We start from the raw sequence: 16519 nt of genomic DNA, 5'->3' as shown, positions 1-16519 counted from the left end.
ACTACAACAATGATTATTTACGGTGTGGCGCTGCTGGCGATCTGTACGCTGGCAGGGGTGATCATGGGTGACATGCTTGGCGTGTTGCTGGGTGTCAAATCCAACGTCGGCGGGGTCGGCATCGCCATGATCCTGTTGATCTGCGCGCGGTTGTGGATGCAGAAACGCGGCGGCATGACCAAGGATTGCGAAATGGGCGTCGGCTTCTGGGGCGCAATGTACATTCCGGTGGTGGTGGCGATGGCCGCGCAACAGAACGTCGTCACCGCCCTGCACGGTGGCCCGGTGGCGGTGCTGGCGGCAATCGGTTCGGTGGTGGTGTGTGGTTGCACGATTGCCTTGATCAGCCGCACCCATAAAGGCGAACCGTTGCCCGACGAACCGGTGGAAGTCACTCCGGTCGGCACCCCGGTAGGAGGTCGCTGACATGTGGGCACTCATTGAAAACGGTCTGGAACACAACGGTCTGGTCACTGCCTTCGCCTTCGTCGGCGTGATCATGTGGGTCTCGGTGATTCTCTCGAAACGCCTGACCTTCGGGCGCATTCACGGCTCGGCGATTGCCATCGTCATCGGTCTGGTGCTGGCCTGGGTCGGCGGCACCATGACCGGTGGCCAGAAAGGCCTGGCGGATCTGACGCTGTTCTCCGGCATCGGCCTGATGGGCGGTGCGATGCTGCGGGATTTCGCGATTGTCGCCACGGCGTTCGAAGTGCAGGCGACCGAGGCGAAGAAGGCCGGGTTGATTGGCGTGATCGCGCTGCTGCTCGGTACGATCCTGCCGTTCATTGTCGGCGCGTGTATGGCTTGGGCCTTCGGCTATCGCGATGCGGTAAGCATGACCACCATCGGCGCGGGCGCGGTGACCTACATCGTCGGACCGGTGACTGGTGCGGCGATTGGCGCGACCTCGGATGTGATGGCGCTGTCGATTGCTACCGGGTTGATCAAGGCGATTCTGGTGATGGTCGGCACGCCGGTCGCGGCGCGCTGGATGGGCCTGGATAACCCGCGCTCGGCGATGGTGTTCGGTGGTCTGGCCGGGACGGTGAGTGGGGTTACCGCGGGCCTGGCGGCGACGGATCGGCGGTTGGTGCCTTATGGGGCGTTGACCGCTACGTTCCATACTGGGCTTGGCTGTTTGCTGGGGCCGTCGCTGTTGTTCTTCATTGTTCGCGGGATTGTGGGCTAGATCCGGAATTTCAGTTGTCTGACCTGACGCTTTCGCGAGCAAGCCCGCTCCCACATTTGGAATGCGTTCCCCTGTGGGAGCGGGCTTGCTCGCGAAGGGCGCGACTCGGTCTCAAGTCTGGCGATTGGCATACATCCGACATTCCGCCAGCAACGCCAGCAGATTCGGATCGCGCTCCTTGGCCTTGAGAAACACCACACCAATGTGCTGCTGCAACCGATACTTCTCCTGCAACGGAATCAGCTTCACCCGGTTCTCGTACACCGCCGCAATCCTTCCTGGCAGCAACGCATAACCCACCCCCGAGCTGACCATGCTCAGCAGGGTGAAGATGTCGTTGACCTGCATCGCCACCTTCGGCTCGAACCCCGCCTGCTTGAACACCCGAATGCCGTCCTGATGGGTGGCGAAGCCTTGGGTCAGGGTGATGAAGGTTTCATCGCGCACCTCTGCCAGATCGACTTCACTGCGTTGAGCGAATCTTGAATCTGCCGGCGTGGCGAGGAAAATGTCATCGGAGAACAACGGGATCTGCTCGCAGTCCGGGTCGCTGACCGTGTCGTCCAGCGACACCAGAATCGCGTCGACTTCCATGTTCTTCAGCTTGTAGAGCAGGTCGATGTTCGAACCGAGGATCAGGTCGATGTTGAGTTCGCTGCGGCGGATCTTCAGGCCCATGATCAGTTGCGGTACGGTTTTCACCGTCAGCGAGTACAGCGAGCCGAGTTTGAAGCGTTCAGCGGAGAAACCGGCGGCCTCGCGGGTCAGGCGCACACTCTCGACCACGTCCTGGATCAGCTTCTGCGCGCGTTCTTCGAGCACGTAGGCGCTTTCCAGGGGCGTCAGGTTGCGCCCTTCGTGCTTGAACAGCGGGCAGCGCAGGGCGCTTTCCAGCGAATGGATCGCCCGGTGCACGCTGACATTGCTGGTCTGCAACTCGACAGCGGCGCGCGCCAGGTTGCCGGTGCGCATGAAGGCGAGGAACACCTCGAGTTTTTTCAGGGTCAATTCTTCGTCGATCAGCATGGCGCGGACTCTTTTTGGTATCGACCGATTGTGCCCAATTACCGTGGCGTGCGCAGGTCCGCGTTGAACAGAAACATTGCGCTTTTACGCTCAAGGCCCGAGCCTTGCGCGCTGCGGTAACGAATAACGAGGTGAGCGACACATGTATCACGGGGAAAAACTCAACGCCTGGACGCATCTGGTCGGGGCCGTGGCCGCATTTATCGGCGGCGTGTGGATGCTGGTGATTGCCAGCCTCGACGGCAGTCCGTGGAAGATCGTCAGCGTGGCGATCTACGCCTTTACCTTGCTGGTGCTCTACAGCGCCTCGACCGTGTACCACAGCGTGCGCGGGCGCAAGAAAGCGATCATGAAGAAGGTCGATCACTTTTCGATCTACCTGCTGATCGCCGGCAGCTACACGCCGTTCTGCCTGGTGACGCTGCGCGGGCCGTGGGGCTGGACGTTGTTCGGGATTGTCTGGGGGCTGGCGCTGATCGGCATCCTGCAGGAGATCAAACCACGCTCGGAAGCGCGGATCCTGTCGATCGTGATCTACGCGGTGATGGGCTGGATCGTGCTGGTGGCGGTCAAACCGTTGATTGCGGCGTTGGGCACGGCAGGGTTTGCCTGGCTGGCGTCGGGCGGGGTGTTGTATACCGTGGGCATTATCTTTTTTGCCCTGGATCACCGGTTACGGCATGCGCACGGGATCTGGCATCTGTTCGTGATCGCCGGGAGTCTGCTGCACTTTGTGGCGATTCTGTTTTATGTCCTCTAACCGGAATTGTCCCCAATCTCCCTGTGGGAGCGGGCTTGCTCGCGAATGCGTTGGTTCAGACAACATCTCTGTTGAATGACACACCGCATTCGCGAGCAAGCCCGCTCCCACATTAGATTGTGTTCCCACATCAGACTTGTGCCGAGTGCAGGTTATTGAGTTGTTGCTGAGCTCGCTGGCTGAAAATCTGCAGCAGATCGTTGAGCGTATGCGGTGGTGGCTCGCTGGCGCGGGTCACGGCGTACAAAGTGATCGGCAGTGGCGGGGCGAGGGGGCGGAGGGTGGTGGTTGCCACAGAGGCGCCCAATGCGGTGAACGGATCGATCACCGCGACGCCGGCGCCGGACTCGACCATCGCCCGTGCCAGCGAATAGGTCTGCACGGCAATCCGCACCCGTGGCGGTGGCTCCACCGCTTCCAGATAGCTGTCGAGCCTTGCCGCCAATGGATCGGCGCTGGATAAACCAATCAGCGGCACATCCGCAAGCGCCATCAGTGGCAGCGGTTTGCCGACGTCTGCCGGCGGCCAGAAGTCCTTTGGCGCCAACGCCACCAGCACCCCCGCCGCCAGCGGCTGCGCTTTCAGCCCCGGGTGATCCGGCAACTGCAACGTCAGGGCCACGTCCACTTCGCGCATCAGCAGGTTCTGCATCAACTCGCGGCTGTGGGCGCTGGACAGTTCGCAGGCGATGTCCGGGAACTGTGCCGTCCATTGCCGGATCGCCGGCGGCAGCAGCGACAGCGCCAGCGCCGGAGTCGCGCCGATCCGCAGGCTGTGGCCGGGTTCGCGGCGCAGGCTCTGTGCCAGGCGCCGCACGCCTTGCAGACTTTCCGTGACCTTGTCGACTTCGCGCTCCAGCTCCAGCGCTTCCGGGGTCGCCTGCAATTTACCGCGCACCCGCAGAAACAACGGAAAGCCCAACTGCTGCTCGGCGTGCTGCAGCACTTTGGTCACCGCCGGTTGCGAGACGTGCAGCAATTGCGCAGCGGCGCTGACCGAGCCGGTCTGGCGGATGGCCTGGAAAATCTCGATGTGGCGAAGGCGCATGGCGAGTCCATAACCTTTGTTTATAGGTCTGGCATCTTTATTCATTGTTCGGCGCCTGTCACCTCACCCTAACCTCAGCCTCGTCTTCACATAGAAATAGGGACGGACATGGCTCAGCGTGTGTGCATCATCGGCGGCGGCGTGATCGGGTTGGCAACGGCCTATGCGCTGGTGCGCGATGGTTTCGAAGTGACAGTGGTCGAGGCGCGGCAGTCGCTGGGCAGCGAAACCAGCTTCGCCAACGGTGGCCAGTTGTCCTACCGCTATGTGGCGCCGCTGGCCGATGACGGCGTGCCGTTGCAGGCGATCGGCTGGATGCTGCGCGGCGACTCACCGCTCAAGCTGCGCCCGCGTCTGGACCCGGCGCAATGGCGCTGGATGGCGTCGTTTCTCGCCGCCTGCCGAACCTCGGTCAACCGCGAAAACGCGGGGCATCTGTTGCGTCTGGCGCTGTTCAGCCAGAGCACGCTGAAACGCTGGCGCGAGGATGACGGACTCACCGGTTTCAACTGGCGGCGCAACGGCAAACTGGTGACTTTTCGCAATGCCGTCAGTTTCGACCATGCGCGCAAGGGCCTGGCCGATCCGCAGCAACAACAGGTGTTGTCCGCCACCGAATGTGCGCAGCTGGAACCGGCCTTGACCAAGGCGCCGTTTGTGGGCGCGATCTACACGCCGGATGAAGAAGTCGGCGACTGTCACGCCTTCTGCCAGCAGTTGGCGGTGCGATTGAAGGCGTCGGGCCGTTGTGAGTTTCGTCTCGGTCAGGCAGTCACCGGCATTCGTCACAGCCACGGCGCCGTCACCGCCATTGAGCTTGGCGACGAAACCCTGCCGGTCGACCAACTGGTGATCGCCGCCGGGCACCGAAGCTCTTTGCTGGCGCTGCCCGGCCTGCACGTGCCGCTGTATCCGCTGAAGGGTTACAGCCTGACCGTGCCGATCGGCAACGGGCATCGGGCGCCGGACGTGAGCATCACCGACTACGACCGCAAGATCGTCTACGCGCGCATCGGCGAACAGTTACGGGTGGCGGCGATGGTGGACATCGTCGGTTTCGACCCGGCGGTAGATCCCGAGCGGTTGGCACTGATCAAGCGCCAGGCCCGCGACACCTTTCCCGATGCCGGCAATTACGACGCGGCTGTGTGGAGTGGGCGGGGCATGCGCCCGGCCACTCCTACCGGCGTACCGCTGCTGGGCGCCACGGCGTATCGCAATCTGTGGCTCAACCTCGGCCACGGCGCGCTCGGTTTCACCCTGGCCTGCGGCAGCGGGCAGTTGCTCAGCGAACTGATCGGCCAGCAGCGTACATCCATTGATCTGCACGGCTTCAATCCCCGTGCGGCGTGACGGTTTCTGCTCAAACACCCCAACCACAACGGAGAATAACAATGCAAAAAATCACGTTGCTCGGCTGCACACTGGCGCTGTTCATCGGCGCCCAGGCGCAGGCCAATGAAGTGCCGCTGACCGGCGCGCTTGGCAAGATCGCCAGCGCCAACAGCATCACCCTGGGCTATCGCGATGCGTCGGTGCCGTTCTCGTATGTGGGCGATCACACCGGACAGCCGATGGGGTATTCGGTGGAGCTGGCGGGCAAGATTGTCGAGCGGATCAAGCAGCAACTGGCGTTGCCGGAGCTGAAGGTGAAGTACAACCTGGTGACGTCGCAGACGCGGATTCCGCTGGTGCAGAACGGCACGGTTGATCTTGAGTGCGGCTCCACCGGGGTGACGGCCGAGCGGCAGAAACAGGTCGCGTTCTCCTACGGTTTCATCTACGTAAAAGGGCAGTTGCTGACCGCAAAGGACAGCGGCATTCACAGCTTCGATGACCTGCGCGGCAAGAACGTGGTGACCACCGCCGGCACCACCAACGAGCGCTATCTGAAGAGCTACAACCTCGACCACAAACTGAACATGTTCGTGATCAGCGCCAAGGATCACGGCGAGGCGTTCCAGATGCTGCAGTCGGGACGGGCAGCGGCCTTCTACATGGACGACGCATTGCTCTACGGCGAGCGGGCCAAGGCGCGGGACCCGCACAACTGGGTCGTGGTGGGGGAGGAACAATCGCGGGAAATCTACAGCTGCATGGTGCGCAAGGATGATCCGCAATTCCTCGCGCTGGTGAACGACGCGCTGGCCGATCTGTACAGCTCGGGGGAGATCAACGGGATTTACCGTAAGTGGTTCGAACAGCCGATCCCGCCAAAGGGGTTGAACCTGGAGTTTCCGATGACCAGCGAGTTGAAGGCGATCATTGCCAGGCCAGTCAGTGATCCGGTGGAGTGACAGTCAGACCGAGGTGAAGCTCTTCGCGAGCAAGCCCGCTCCCACAATAGTTCTCGGGTGTGCACAAAATTTGTGCTCACTTGAAATCCAATGTGGGAGCGGGCTTGCTCGCGAAGAGGCCCTAGAAGTCCCCCCAAAGCTGCTGAGCCACCGCCAGTGCAACCACCGGCGCAGTCTCGGTACGCAGCACGCGTGGGCCGAGGCGGGCGGCGTGGAAACCGTTGCCCTTGGCCTGCTCGACCTCGTCATCCGACAAACCACCCTCTGGCCCGATCAAAAACGCCAGCGTCGCCGGTTTGGCATGGCTCACCAGCGGCTCGGCCACCGGGTGCAGCACCAGTTTCAGCTCGGCTTCGGTCTGCTTGATCCAGTCCGCCAGCAGCACCGGCGGATGAATCACCGGCACCCGCGAGCGACCGCACTGCTCACAGGCGCTGATCGCCACCTGACGCCAGTGCAGCAGGCGTTTGTCAGCACGTTCGTCCTTCAGGCGCACTTCGCAGCGGTCGCTGAAGATCGGGGTGATTTCCGTCACGCCCAGCTCGGTGGCTTTCTGGATCGCCCAGTCCATGCGTTCGCCCCGGGACAGGCCCTGGCCGAGGTGGATCTGCAGCGGCGATTCAATCTGCCCGGCTAACTGCTCGTCGATCTGCACGACGACGCGTTTCTTGCCGACCTCCACCAGCGAGCCGCGAAACTCATGGCCGGAGCCGTCGAACAACTGCACCGCATCGCCCTCGGCCATGCGCAGCACGCGGCTGATGTAATGCGCCTGGGCTTCCGGCAGCTCGTGTTCGCCAGTGCTCAGGGGGGCGTCGATAAAGAAGCGGGACAGTCTCATTTCGGGTCTCTGGAAAGATGTGAATCAGTTGGATCGGTGTCGACTTCATTCGCGAGCAAGCTCGCTCCCACATTTGGAATGCATTTCCCTGTGGGAGCGAGCTTGCTCGCGAAAGCGGCAGTTCAGGCGCCACAAATTTTTAATCAGCCCGGATCGCGGAACCCCGGGTGGAAATCCTTCGGCACCGCGACGCTGACGCTGTCCCGGGTGGCGATGTCGATGCCTTCGCTGGCGACTTCGGCGAGGAAGTCGATCTGCTCCGGGGTAATCACGTACGGCGGCAGGAAATACACCACGCTGCCCAGCGGCCGCAGTAACGCGCCACGCTCCAGCGCATGCTGGAACACCTTCAGGCCACGGCGCTCCTGCCAAGGGTAGGCCTCTTTGCTGGCTTTATCCTTGACCATTTCGATCGCCAGCACCATGCCGGTCTGCCGCACTTCGCTGACATTCGGGTGATCGACCAGATGCGCAGTGGCCGAGGCCATGCGCCGGGCCAGTGCCTGGTTGTTCTCGATGACGTTGTCCTGCTCGAAGATATCCAGGGTCGCTAGCGCCGCCGCACAGGCCAGCGGGTTGCCGGTGTAGCTGTGTGAATGGAGGAAGGCGCGCAGGGTCGGGTAGTCGTCGTAGAACGCGCTGTAGACCTCGTCGGTGGTCAGGCACGCCGCCAGTGGCAGGTAGCCGCCGGTCAGGGCCTTGGACAGGCAGAGGAAGTCCGGGCGGATGCCGGCCTGCTCACAGGCAAACATGGTGCCGGTACGGCCGAAGCCGACGGCGATTTCGTCGTGGATCAGGTGCACGCCGTAGCGGTCGCAGGCTTCGCGCAGTAGTTTGAGATAGACCGGGTGATACATGCGCATGCCGCCGGCGCCCTGAATCAACGGCTCGACGATGACTGCCGCCACGCTGTCATGATGTTCTGCCAAGGTTTGTTCCATGGCAGTGAACATGTTGCGCGAATGTTGTTCCCAGCTCATGCCTTCGGGGCGCAGATAGCAATCCGGGCTTGGCACCTTGATGGTGTCCATCAGCAGCGCTTTGTAGGTTTCGGTGAACAGCGGCACGTCGCCGACTGCCATCGCTGCCATGGTTTCGCCGTGGTAGCTGTTGGTCAGGGTGACGAAGCGTTTCTTGTTCGGCTGGCCGCGGTTGAGCCAGTAGTGAAAGCTCATTTTCAGCGCGACTTCGATGCAGGACGAACCATTATCGGCGTAGAACACCCGGTTCAGGCCTTCCGGGGTCATCTTCACCAGACGCTCGGACAGTTCGATCACCGGTTGATGGCTGAAACCGGCCAGAATCACGTGCTCCAGCTGATCGACCTGATCCTTGATGCGCTGGTTGATGCGCGGGTTGGCGTGGCCGAACACGTTGACCCACCAGGAGCTGACGGCATCGAGGTAGCGCTTGCCTTCGAAGTCTTCGAGCCAGACGCCTTCGCCGCGCTTGATCGGGATCAGCGGCAGCTGTTCGTGGTCTTTCATCTGGGTGCAGGGATGCCACAGCACCGCGAGGTCGCGTTGCATCCACTGGTTATTCAGGCCCATTTACAGTCTCCTCGAGGCGGCTCGCGTCAGGCGCGGGCAAACAATCGCGCAAGCCTATGCAATGCATCGCGCCGGGACAACCCATTGCGTCGATTGAGCTACTTTGTATGGGCCGATAGACGTCGCTGGCGGCGTTTTGATGGCTGACGTATTCTTCGCGGTTCTTTGGGTCGTCTGACCCGCAAAACTGCTTTTTTCCTACGTGTATTTCCGGAGTTCGCTGAATGTCTGTCGGTTGGCTGCGCGCCTGTGCGCTGGTGATGTTGGGGCTGTTCAGCGTTACGGCGCTGGCCAAGGATAAAACCGCAATCGTGATCGGCGGCGGCCTGTCGGGCCTGACCGCGGCTTACGAGCTGCAGAATAAGGGCTGGCAGGTCACCCTGCTGGAAGCCAAGCCGAGCCTGGGCGGTCGCTCGGGCATGGCCACCAGCGAGTGGATCGGCAACGACAAGACCCAGCCGGTGCTGAACAAATACGTCTCGACCTTCAAGCTGAGCACCACGCCAGCCCCTGAATTCGTGCGTACCCCGGGTTATCTGATCGACGGCGAGTATTTCTCCGCTGCCGATCTGGCGACCAAGCAACCGGCCACCGCCGATGCCTTGAAGCGCTACCAGAAAACCCTCGACGATCTGGCCCGTTCGATCGACGACCCGCAGAACCCGGCCGCGACCAACACGCTGCATGCGTTGGACCAGATCAACGTCTCGAGCTGGCTCGACAAGCAGAACCTGCCGGCCACCGCGCGTCAGCTGATCAACCAGGACATCCGCACCCACTACGACGAGCCTTCGCGTCTGTCGCTGCTGTATTTCGCCCAGCAGAACCGCGTCTACCGTGGCGTCTCTGACCGTGACCTGCGCGCCTCGCGTCTGGTCGGCGGCAGCCAGGTGCTGGCCCAGGCGTTCGTCAAACAGATCAAGACCATCAAGACCAACTCGCCGGTTTCCGCGATCACTCAGGACAAGGATGGCGTGACCGTCAAGGTCGGCAGTGTCGGCTACCAGGCTGACTACGTGGTGCTGGCCGTGCCGCTGCGTGCGCTGAACAAGATTGCGCTCACCCCGGCGCTGGACGCTCAGCACCTGGCCGCGATCAAGGGCACCAACTACGGCTGGCGCGACCAGATCATGCTCAAGTTCAAGACGCCAGTGTGGGAAAGCAAGGCGCGCATGTCCGGTGAGATCTACAGCAACGCAGGTCTGGGCATGCTCTGGATCGAACCGGCGCTGAAAGGTGGCGCCAACGTGGTGATCAACCTGTCCGGCGACAATGCCCGCGTGATGCAGGCGTTCGGCGACAAGCAGATGGTCGATCAGGTGCTGATCCGTCTGCACGCGTTTTATCCACAGGCCCGTGGCTCGTTCACCGGCTATGAAATCCGTCGCTACAGCACCGACCCGTCGATGGGCGGCGCCTACCTGGCTTACGGCCCGGGCCAGATCAGCAAGTTCTGGCGCATGTGGGAGCGCCCACTGCAACGCGTAGCGTTTGCCGGCGAACACACCGACACCCTGTATCCGGGCACTCTGGAAGGCGCGCTGCGCACTGGTCAGCGTGCGGCCAGTCAGGTTGAAGACCTGGCCGCTGGCAAATCGTTTGAACCGGCCAAAGTGGTTCCGGCCGCAGCAGCGGCAGGCGCGGCGGGTGCCGTGGCGGCGAAGAAGGGCAACTTCTTCAGCAACCTGTTTGGCGGTTCGGATGACGAGAAGAAGCCAGAACCTGTGAAGGCGCCTGAACCGGCTCCAGCGCCAGTGACTCCAGCGCCTGCACCGGCTCCAGCCCCTGCGCCAGCTCCGGTGGAAGCGCCGAAACCCGCCGCTCCGGTGAAAGCCGAACCGGCGAAGAAAGCGCCAGCCAAGCCTGCAGCGAAAAAGCCTGCAGCGAAAACCGAGGCGAAAAAGGCCCCGGCCAAACCGGCGGCGAAAAAGGCTGAGCCGGCGAAGAAGCCTGCGGCCAAGCCGGCTACAACCCCGGCTCCGGCGGCAAACACCGATAGCAAAGCGCAGTAAGGCTTTGCGGTGAATGAAAAAGCGCGGCTCTCATGCCGCGCTTTTTTTTGGCCTGCCAAACCGCCTTCGCGAGCAAGCTCGCTCCCACATTATTCGACCGTGATCCCTCAGCTGGAATGCGATCCCCTGTGGGAGCCAGCTTGCTCGCGAAGAGGCCGGTTCAGGCAGCACTGACTTTGGATCTGTACCCAGCCTTCTGCCCCACTCTTTCCCCTTTAATCTTTCCTTAACTACCATGTTCAAGACTCTTGATCGTATTTCTCGATATTTCAAAGCAAAATTTTCCGCTTTAATTCGATAGATAACTCGCTAGTCTTGGTTCGCAGTTCTCACAGGATTTGGGCAATGCAGCTACGTAACTCTGCTTCACGCTATGGTTGGGTCAGCATCTTCATGCACTGGGGCGTGGCGCTGGCGGTCTTCGGACTGTTCGCGCTGGGTCTGTGGATGGTGGGGCTGGATTACTACAGCAGCTGGCGCAAAGACGCGCCGGATCTGCACAAGAGCATCGGTCTGGTGCTGCTGGGTGTGATGGTGTTGCGGGTGTTGTGGCGCTTTATCAGCCCACCGCCACCGACGCTGCAAAGCTACAGCCGCATGACCCGCATCGGCGCCAAATTCGGCCACGGGTTTCTGTACGTCGGGCTGTTCGCTGTGATGCTTGCCGGTTACCTGATTTCCACCGCAGACGGTGTCGGGATCCCGGTGTTTGGCCTGTTTGAAGTTCCTGCACTGGTTTCCGGGCTACCGGATCAGGCAGACACCGCTGGGGTGATTCATCTCTGGCTGGCATGGGCGCTGGTAATTTTTTCCGGTCTCCATGCGTTGGCAGCATTGAAGCACCACTTTATCGATCGTGATGCGACCCTCACTCGAATGCTCGGTCGCAAAGCCTGAAATTCAACCTCGACTCAAAGGAAAAGAAAGCATGTTGAAAAAGACTCTGGCCGCTCTGGCAATCGGTTCGGCCGTACTGTCCGCGAACGTGATGGCTGCTGATTACACCGTCGACAAGGAAGGCCAGCACGCTTTCGTCGACTTCAAGATCAGCCACCTGGGCTACAGCTACATCACCGGTACCTTCAAGGACATCGACGGCAAGTTCAGCTTCGACGCCGCCAAGCCTGAAGACAGCAAAATCGAATTCAACGTGAAAACCGCCAGCGTGTTCACCAACCACGCCGAGCGCGACAAGCACATCTCCAGCAAAGACTTCCTGGACGTGGGCAAATACGCTGACGCCAAGTTCGTCTCCACCAGCGTCAAATCCACCGGCAAGAACGCCGATGGCAAAGACACTGCCGACGTGACCGGCGACCTGACCCTGCACGGCGTGACCAAGCCAATCGTGGTCAAGGCTGTGTTCCTGGGCGAGGGCAAGGATCCATGGGGCGGCTACCGTGCCGGCTTCGAAGGTACCACCAGCATCAAGCGCTCTGATTTCGGCAAGATGATGGATCTGGGTCCACAGTCCGACAAGGTCGACCTGTACATCTCGTTCGAAGGTGTGAAAGCGAAGTAATTTTCGCCGCCATACAAAAACGCCCCCGGTCGTAAGGCCGGGGGCGTTTTTTATTGTCCTTCACAACACTGATCTCACCGCGTGGGAGCGGGCTTGCTCGCGAATGCGGCGGGCCAGTCGATACTTCCGTTACAGACATACCGCATTCGCGAGCAAGCCCGCTCCCACAGGTGATGTGGTGATTCAGGGATATTGGCTTGCTCATGAAAAATGCCCCGGCTCTTTCGAACCGGGGCATTTTTCATTGCCGCGATAACTCAGCGATTGCGGGTCAGCAGTGCTGGTTTTTCGCCGCGCGGGCGGGTCGGCAGTTGATCGAGCTGCTCAGGTGTCGGGAAGCGGTCTGCCTTGGACTCCTTGTGCATGATCTTCGGCCCGGTGCTGCGCGGGTTCTGCACGGCCGGTTCGGCGCGTTGCTGATCGTCGCGAGCCGGGCGGCGGTTGCGCGAGGACTCGTCACGACGGCCCTGGCCATCACGGGGAGCACCGTTGCGCGGGCCGCTGCGTTTGCCCGGTGGAGTGCCGGTGCTCGAACCGTTGCTGTTACGCGGGCCGTTCTGGCGACCTTGCGACTGACCGCCGCGTGGAGCGCCTGCACCTGCGCCCTGAGCTGGCGCGCCTGGACGGCGACCACGGCCACCGGCAGGAGCAGCTTTCGGCACGTAATCAACGCGGTTACCGAAGTTATCGATATCGTCGTCGAGGAACTCGTCCGGTGCACGATCAGCCGCCGCGCGTGGTGGCTGGCTCGGACGCTGTTCGCGGGCCGGGGTGCCTTCACGTGGTTTCTGCTGACGGGCAGGGCGCTCGCCGCGTTCGCCGGCGGGTTTTTCCTTGCCCTTGTCTTTGCCTTTGTCTTTACGACCGCCGCCACCGCCGCCGCCATTCGGACCGTCGCCGCGCGGGCCACGGGAGTTGCGCGGGTTGCGCATGTCCGGGCGCTCGCGCACTTCAGGCTTCTCGGCCTCGATGGTGCTGGCATCGAAGCCCATCAGGTCGCCATCGGCGATTTTCTGCTTGGTCATGCGTTCGATGCTTTTCAGCAGTTTTTCTTCGTCCGGGGCCACCAGCGAGATCGCCTCGCCCGAACGACCGGCGCGGCCAGTACGGCCGATACGGTGCACGTAGTCTTCATCGACGTTTGGCAGCTCGAAGTTGACCACGTGTGGCAACTGATCGATGTCCAGACCGCGCGCGGCGATGTCGGTCGCGACCAGGATGCGCACTTCACCGGCCTTGAAATCGGCCAGGGCTTTGGTGCGGGCGTTCTGGCTCTTGTTGCCGTGGATCGCCACAGCCGGCAGGCCGTGCTTGTCCAGGTACTCGGCCAGACGGTTGGCGCCGTGCTTGGTGCGGGTGAACACCAGTACCTGTTCCCAGGCGCCGGCGGTGATCAGGTGCGCCAGCAGGGCACGCTTGTGGCTGGCCGGCAGACGGAACACGCGTTGCTCGATGCGCTCGACCGTGGTGTTCGGCGGTGTGACTTCGATGCGTTCCGGGTTGTGCAGCAGCTTGCCGGCAAGATCGGTGATGTCTTTGGAGAACGTCGCCGAGAACAGCAGGTTCTGCCGCTTGGCCGGCAGACGCGCGAGGACTTTCTTCACGTCGTGAACGAAGCCCATGTCGAGCATGCGGTCGGCTTCGTCGAGGACGAGGATTTCGACGTGGGACAGATCGACACTGCCCTGGCCTGCGAGGTCGAGCAGACGACCCGGGCAGGCGACGAGGACGTCAACGCCACGGGACATGGCCTGGACCTGCGGGTTCATGCCGACGCCGCCGAAGATGCAGGCGCTGACGAATTTCAGGTCACGGGCGTAGATCTTGAAGCTCTCGTGAACCTGGGCCGCGAGTTCGCGGGTCGGGGTCAGGACCAGTACGCGCGGTTGGCGCGGGCCATGACGCTGGGATTTGTCCGGGTGACCGTTGGGGAACAACCGCTCCAGGATCGGAAGGGCGAAACCGCCGGTTTTACCGGTACCTGTCTGTGCCGCAACCATCAGGTCGCGACCTTGCAACACGGCGGGAATGGCCCGCTGTTGCACCGGAGTAGGCTCGGTATAGCCCGCATCTTCGATGGCACGGACTAAAGCCTCGGAGAGACCGAGGGAAGCAAAGGACATGAGTAATCCTGTTTTAGTTAGGGCTTGGCCCAATGGGAGTCTTGCCTGGCGCGAATCGCGTTTAAGAGGACGCGATCCCGTCCGGTCCTGCTGCGGTTCCGAAGGCACGTCAGGAGCGCTCGCGCGGGGCTGAAAGCTGCGCTGTAGCGGGTCGAGAGGCCTGAGGCCTGTTACGGTTCCGGGCGTCCGGGCGTGAGCCTGGCGGGAACGCCGGAGTATAACAGAGCAATCACTGCGCGCTGCTTTCCTGCTGCTCAACGGTTTTGCGGCTGGCCGAGGCGTTGCCCAGCGGCACGGCGTCGACCGGGGCGGCGCCGTAGCGTGCGCTGAGCTCGGCGTAGGCCGGTTCGCGCTTGAAACGCTTGAGTTCGGCACCGAAACGCGCCACCAGCAGATCCATCCCGGCATTGCGTCGAACGGCCAGATATTGGCTCTGACGGCTGATGACCGTGGGATTTTCGGTGATTTGATCGCGAATATTCAGTTGATCGAGCAAATGCTGGCCCACGCGGCGATCGGTGATCAGCAAGTCGATACGTCCGCGCAACAGTTTGCCGAAGTTGGCCTCGTGGGTTGGTGCCGGCTCGCGGGTGAACAGTGTCGACTGGCTGAAGTCCGGACTGTACAGATAGCCCGGCGAAGTGCCGATGGTCAGGCCTTTGAGGTCTTCGAGCTGGCGGAACGGATGGGGACGGTCGTTGGCGTAGAACATCACGAACTCTACGTCCGACAGCGGTTCGATGGGGTAGAGCAGGGTGGCATCGCGCTCGTCGCTGTGAAAGATGTCCAGTGCGCCGTCGGCCTGGCCGGTCTCGAGCATCGACAGGCAGCGTTTCCACGGCAGGAACTGCCATTCGACTTCGATTCCCAGACGCTTGAACACGATGGCGGTGGTTTCGTAATCCAGCCCGAGGTTCCTGCCATTCTCTTCGTAGACGTAAGGTGCCCACGGCTCGGTGACAATACGCAGCTTCTCGCCCCGAGCGGCAAAGCTCAGGCAAGCAAAAACCAGCACGGTGAGTAACTGCGCGAAAAAAGGCATGGCTTGAGATTACGACGAGAAACGCGAAAGAGCCAGAAAGTGCCTGCACAAGCTCTAATTCGGGGATTCAAAAGCAAAAAATCGCAGCAACGACACCCCTGTAGGAGCTGCCGAAGGCTGCGATCTTTTGATCTTTCTTTTAATGCTTAGCGCGGCAACTTCAGGTTATTCCAGATCGCCAGACTAGGTTCAGCCTGGTTCATGGAATAGAAGTGCAGCCCCGGTGCGCCGCCCTGCAACAGGCGTTCGCACATTTCGCTGACAACTTGCTCGCCGAAGCGCTGAATGCTCTGGCTGTCATCGCCGTAGGCTTCCAGTTGCTTGCGGATCCAGCGCGGAATTTCCGCACCGCAGGCATCGGAGAAACGCGCCAGCTTGCTGTAGTTGGTGATCGGCATGATCCCCGGTACGACTGGAATATCCACGCCCAGCGCCTGCAAACGGTCGACGAAGTAGAAGTAGCTGTCGGCGTTGAAGAAGTACTGGGTGATCGCGCTGTCGGCGCCGGCGCGGGCCTTGCGCACGAAGTTGGCGAGATCGTCTTCGTAATTGCGCGCTTGCGGATGCATCTCCGGGTAAGCGGCAACTTCGATGTGGAAATGATCACCGGTTTCTTCACGAATGAATTCAACCAGTTCGTTGGCGTGACGCAGCTCGCCGCTGGTCATGCCCATGCCGGACGGCAGGTCACCGCGCAGCGCAACGATGCGCTTGATGCCGGCCGCCTTGTACTCGTTCAGCAGGCCGCGCAGGTCGTCCTTGCTGTCGCCGACGCACGACAGGTGCGGTGCGGCCGGTACTTTGACTTCGCTTTCCAGTTGCAGAACGGTGTTGAGGGTGCGATCACGGGTCGAACCGCCAGCGCCGTAGGTGCAGGAAAAGAAGTCGGGGTTGTACGTTGCCAACTGACGGGCAACGTTGAGCAGTTTTTCATGCCCAGCATCGGTCTTGGTCGGGAAGAACTCGAAGCTGTAGCGACGGTCTTGGGACATGGGAAATACCCTTGGAAACACGAAGCCTGTGAGGCTTGCACCGCCCATGTGGGAGCGGGCTTGCTCGCGAAAGCGGCGGGTCAGGCAACATCAATGCTGAATGACAGACCGCTT

Annotated in this window: 15 protein-coding genes; 8 read left to right on the top strand and 7 right to left on the bottom strand. The window is 61.6% G+C overall.

Annotated elements, in window-relative coordinates; genetic code table 11:
* Window positions 1-9: 9 nt before the first annotated feature.
* Together madL and madM are read left to right on the top strand one after the other, a co-directional pair.
* The gene (gene madL, locus E3Z29_RS00170; protein ID WP_003229065.1) at window positions 10-426 is read left to right on the top strand and encodes a malonate transporter subunit MadL; all 417 of its coding nucleotides are present in this window, start codon (window positions 10-12) and stop codon (window positions 424-426) included.
* A 1-nt stretch (window position 427) separates the two neighbouring features.
* Complete coding sequence (madM, locus tag E3Z29_RS00165; protein ID WP_134784862.1) at window positions 428-1192, top strand: malonate transporter subunit MadM; 765 nt, start codon at window positions 428-430, stop codon at window positions 1190-1192.
* A 111-nt stretch (window positions 1193-1303) separates the two neighbouring features.
* On the opposite strand, the gene E3Z29_RS00160 is transcribed toward madM, so the two are convergent.
* The gene (locus tag E3Z29_RS00160) at window positions 1304-2218 is read right to left on the bottom strand and encodes a LysR substrate-binding domain-containing protein (RefSeq protein WP_134784861.1); all 915 of its coding nucleotides are present in this window, start codon (window positions 2216-2218) and stop codon (window positions 1304-1306) included.
* Between the two features lie 142 nt (window positions 2219-2360).
* Between E3Z29_RS00160 and E3Z29_RS00155 the strand changes: the two genes are divergently transcribed.
* Complete coding sequence (locus tag E3Z29_RS00155) at window positions 2361-2978, top strand: hemolysin III family protein (RefSeq protein WP_007964065.1); 618 nt, start codon at window positions 2361-2363, stop codon at window positions 2976-2978.
* A gap of 130 nt (window positions 2979-3108) precedes the next feature.
* Here E3Z29_RS00155 and E3Z29_RS00145 read toward each other — a convergent pair whose 3' ends face one another.
* On the bottom strand, window positions 3109-4026 hold the full coding sequence (locus tag E3Z29_RS00145) for a LysR family transcriptional regulator (RefSeq protein ID WP_096795746.1): 918 nt from the start codon (window positions 4024-4026) through the stop codon (window positions 3109-3111).
* Between the two features lie 108 nt (window positions 4027-4134).
* On the opposite strand from E3Z29_RS00145, the gene E3Z29_RS00140 reads away from it, so the two are divergent.
* The gene (locus E3Z29_RS00140; protein ID WP_134784860.1) at window positions 4135-5379 is read left to right on the top strand and encodes a D-amino acid dehydrogenase; all 1245 of its coding nucleotides are present in this window, start codon (window positions 4135-4137) and stop codon (window positions 5377-5379) included.
* Window positions 5380-5420: 41 nt separating this feature from the next.
* Entirely contained in the window at window positions 5421-6323 is a 903-nt protein-coding gene (locus E3Z29_RS00135) for a transporter substrate-binding domain-containing protein (RefSeq protein ID WP_134784859.1), read from the top strand.
* Window positions 6324-6444: 121 nt separating this feature from the next.
* On the opposite strand, the gene E3Z29_RS00125 is transcribed toward E3Z29_RS00135, so the two are convergent.
* The gene (locus tag E3Z29_RS00125) at window positions 6445-7164 is read right to left on the bottom strand and encodes a 16S rRNA (uracil(1498)-N(3))-methyltransferase (protein WP_134784857.1); all 720 of its coding nucleotides are present in this window, start codon (window positions 7162-7164) and stop codon (window positions 6445-6447) included.
* 143 nt (window positions 7165-7307) lie between these two features.
* Window positions 7308-8714, bottom strand: coding sequence for an adenosylmethionine--8-amino-7-oxononanoate transaminase (locus tag E3Z29_RS00120; RefSeq protein ID WP_134784856.1), 1407 nt, complete (start codon window positions 8712-8714; stop codon window positions 7308-7310).
* Between the two features lie 224 nt (window positions 8715-8938).
* Between E3Z29_RS00120 and E3Z29_RS00115 the strand changes: the two genes are divergently transcribed.
* The 3 genes from E3Z29_RS00115 to E3Z29_RS00105 all read left to right on the top strand — a co-directional run bounded on the left by E3Z29_RS00115 (window position 8939) and on the right by E3Z29_RS00105 (window position 12248).
* On the top strand, window positions 8939-10726 hold the full coding sequence (locus E3Z29_RS00115; protein ID WP_134784855.1) for a flavin monoamine oxidase family protein: 1788 nt from the start codon (window positions 8939-8941) through the stop codon (window positions 10724-10726).
* Between the two features lie 345 nt (window positions 10727-11071).
* Window positions 11072-11623, top strand: a complete 552-nt coding sequence (locus tag E3Z29_RS00110) for a cytochrome b (protein WP_047596555.1) — start codon at window positions 11072-11074, stop codon at window positions 11621-11623.
* 31 nt (window positions 11624-11654) lie between these two features.
* Window positions 11655-12248, top strand: a complete 594-nt coding sequence (locus E3Z29_RS00105) for a YceI family protein (protein WP_096795740.1) — start codon at window positions 11655-11657, stop codon at window positions 12246-12248.
* Between the two features lie 257 nt (window positions 12249-12505).
* Here the strand turns inward: E3Z29_RS00105 and E3Z29_RS00100 are convergent, their stop codons facing one another.
* The 3 genes from E3Z29_RS00100 to metF form a co-directional block, all read right to left on the bottom strand.
* Window positions 12506-14371, bottom strand: a complete 1866-nt coding sequence (locus E3Z29_RS00100) for a DEAD/DEAH box helicase (RefSeq protein ID WP_098966035.1) — start codon at window positions 14369-14371, stop codon at window positions 12506-12508.
* A gap of 229 nt (window positions 14372-14600) precedes the next feature.
* Window positions 14601-15413, bottom strand: coding sequence for an ABC transporter substrate-binding protein (locus tag E3Z29_RS00095; RefSeq protein ID WP_098966033.1), 813 nt, complete (start codon window positions 15411-15413; stop codon window positions 14601-14603).
* A 146-nt stretch (window positions 15414-15559) separates the two neighbouring features.
* A complete protein-coding gene (gene metF / locus E3Z29_RS00090; RefSeq protein WP_003229047.1) occupies window positions 15560-16405 on the bottom strand; it encodes a methylenetetrahydrofolate reductase [NAD(P)H] in 846 nt (281 codons plus the stop codon).
* Window positions 16406-16519: the final 114 nt, after the last annotated feature.

Source organism: Pseudomonas sp. S150, assembly GCF_004526365.1.
GTDB classification, from domain to species: domain Bacteria; phylum Pseudomonadota; class Gammaproteobacteria; order Pseudomonadales; family Pseudomonadaceae; genus Aquipseudomonas; species Aquipseudomonas putida_A.
Note: the sequence above shows the minus strand (reverse complement) of the source record. Positions and strands in the feature narration are given on the sequence as shown.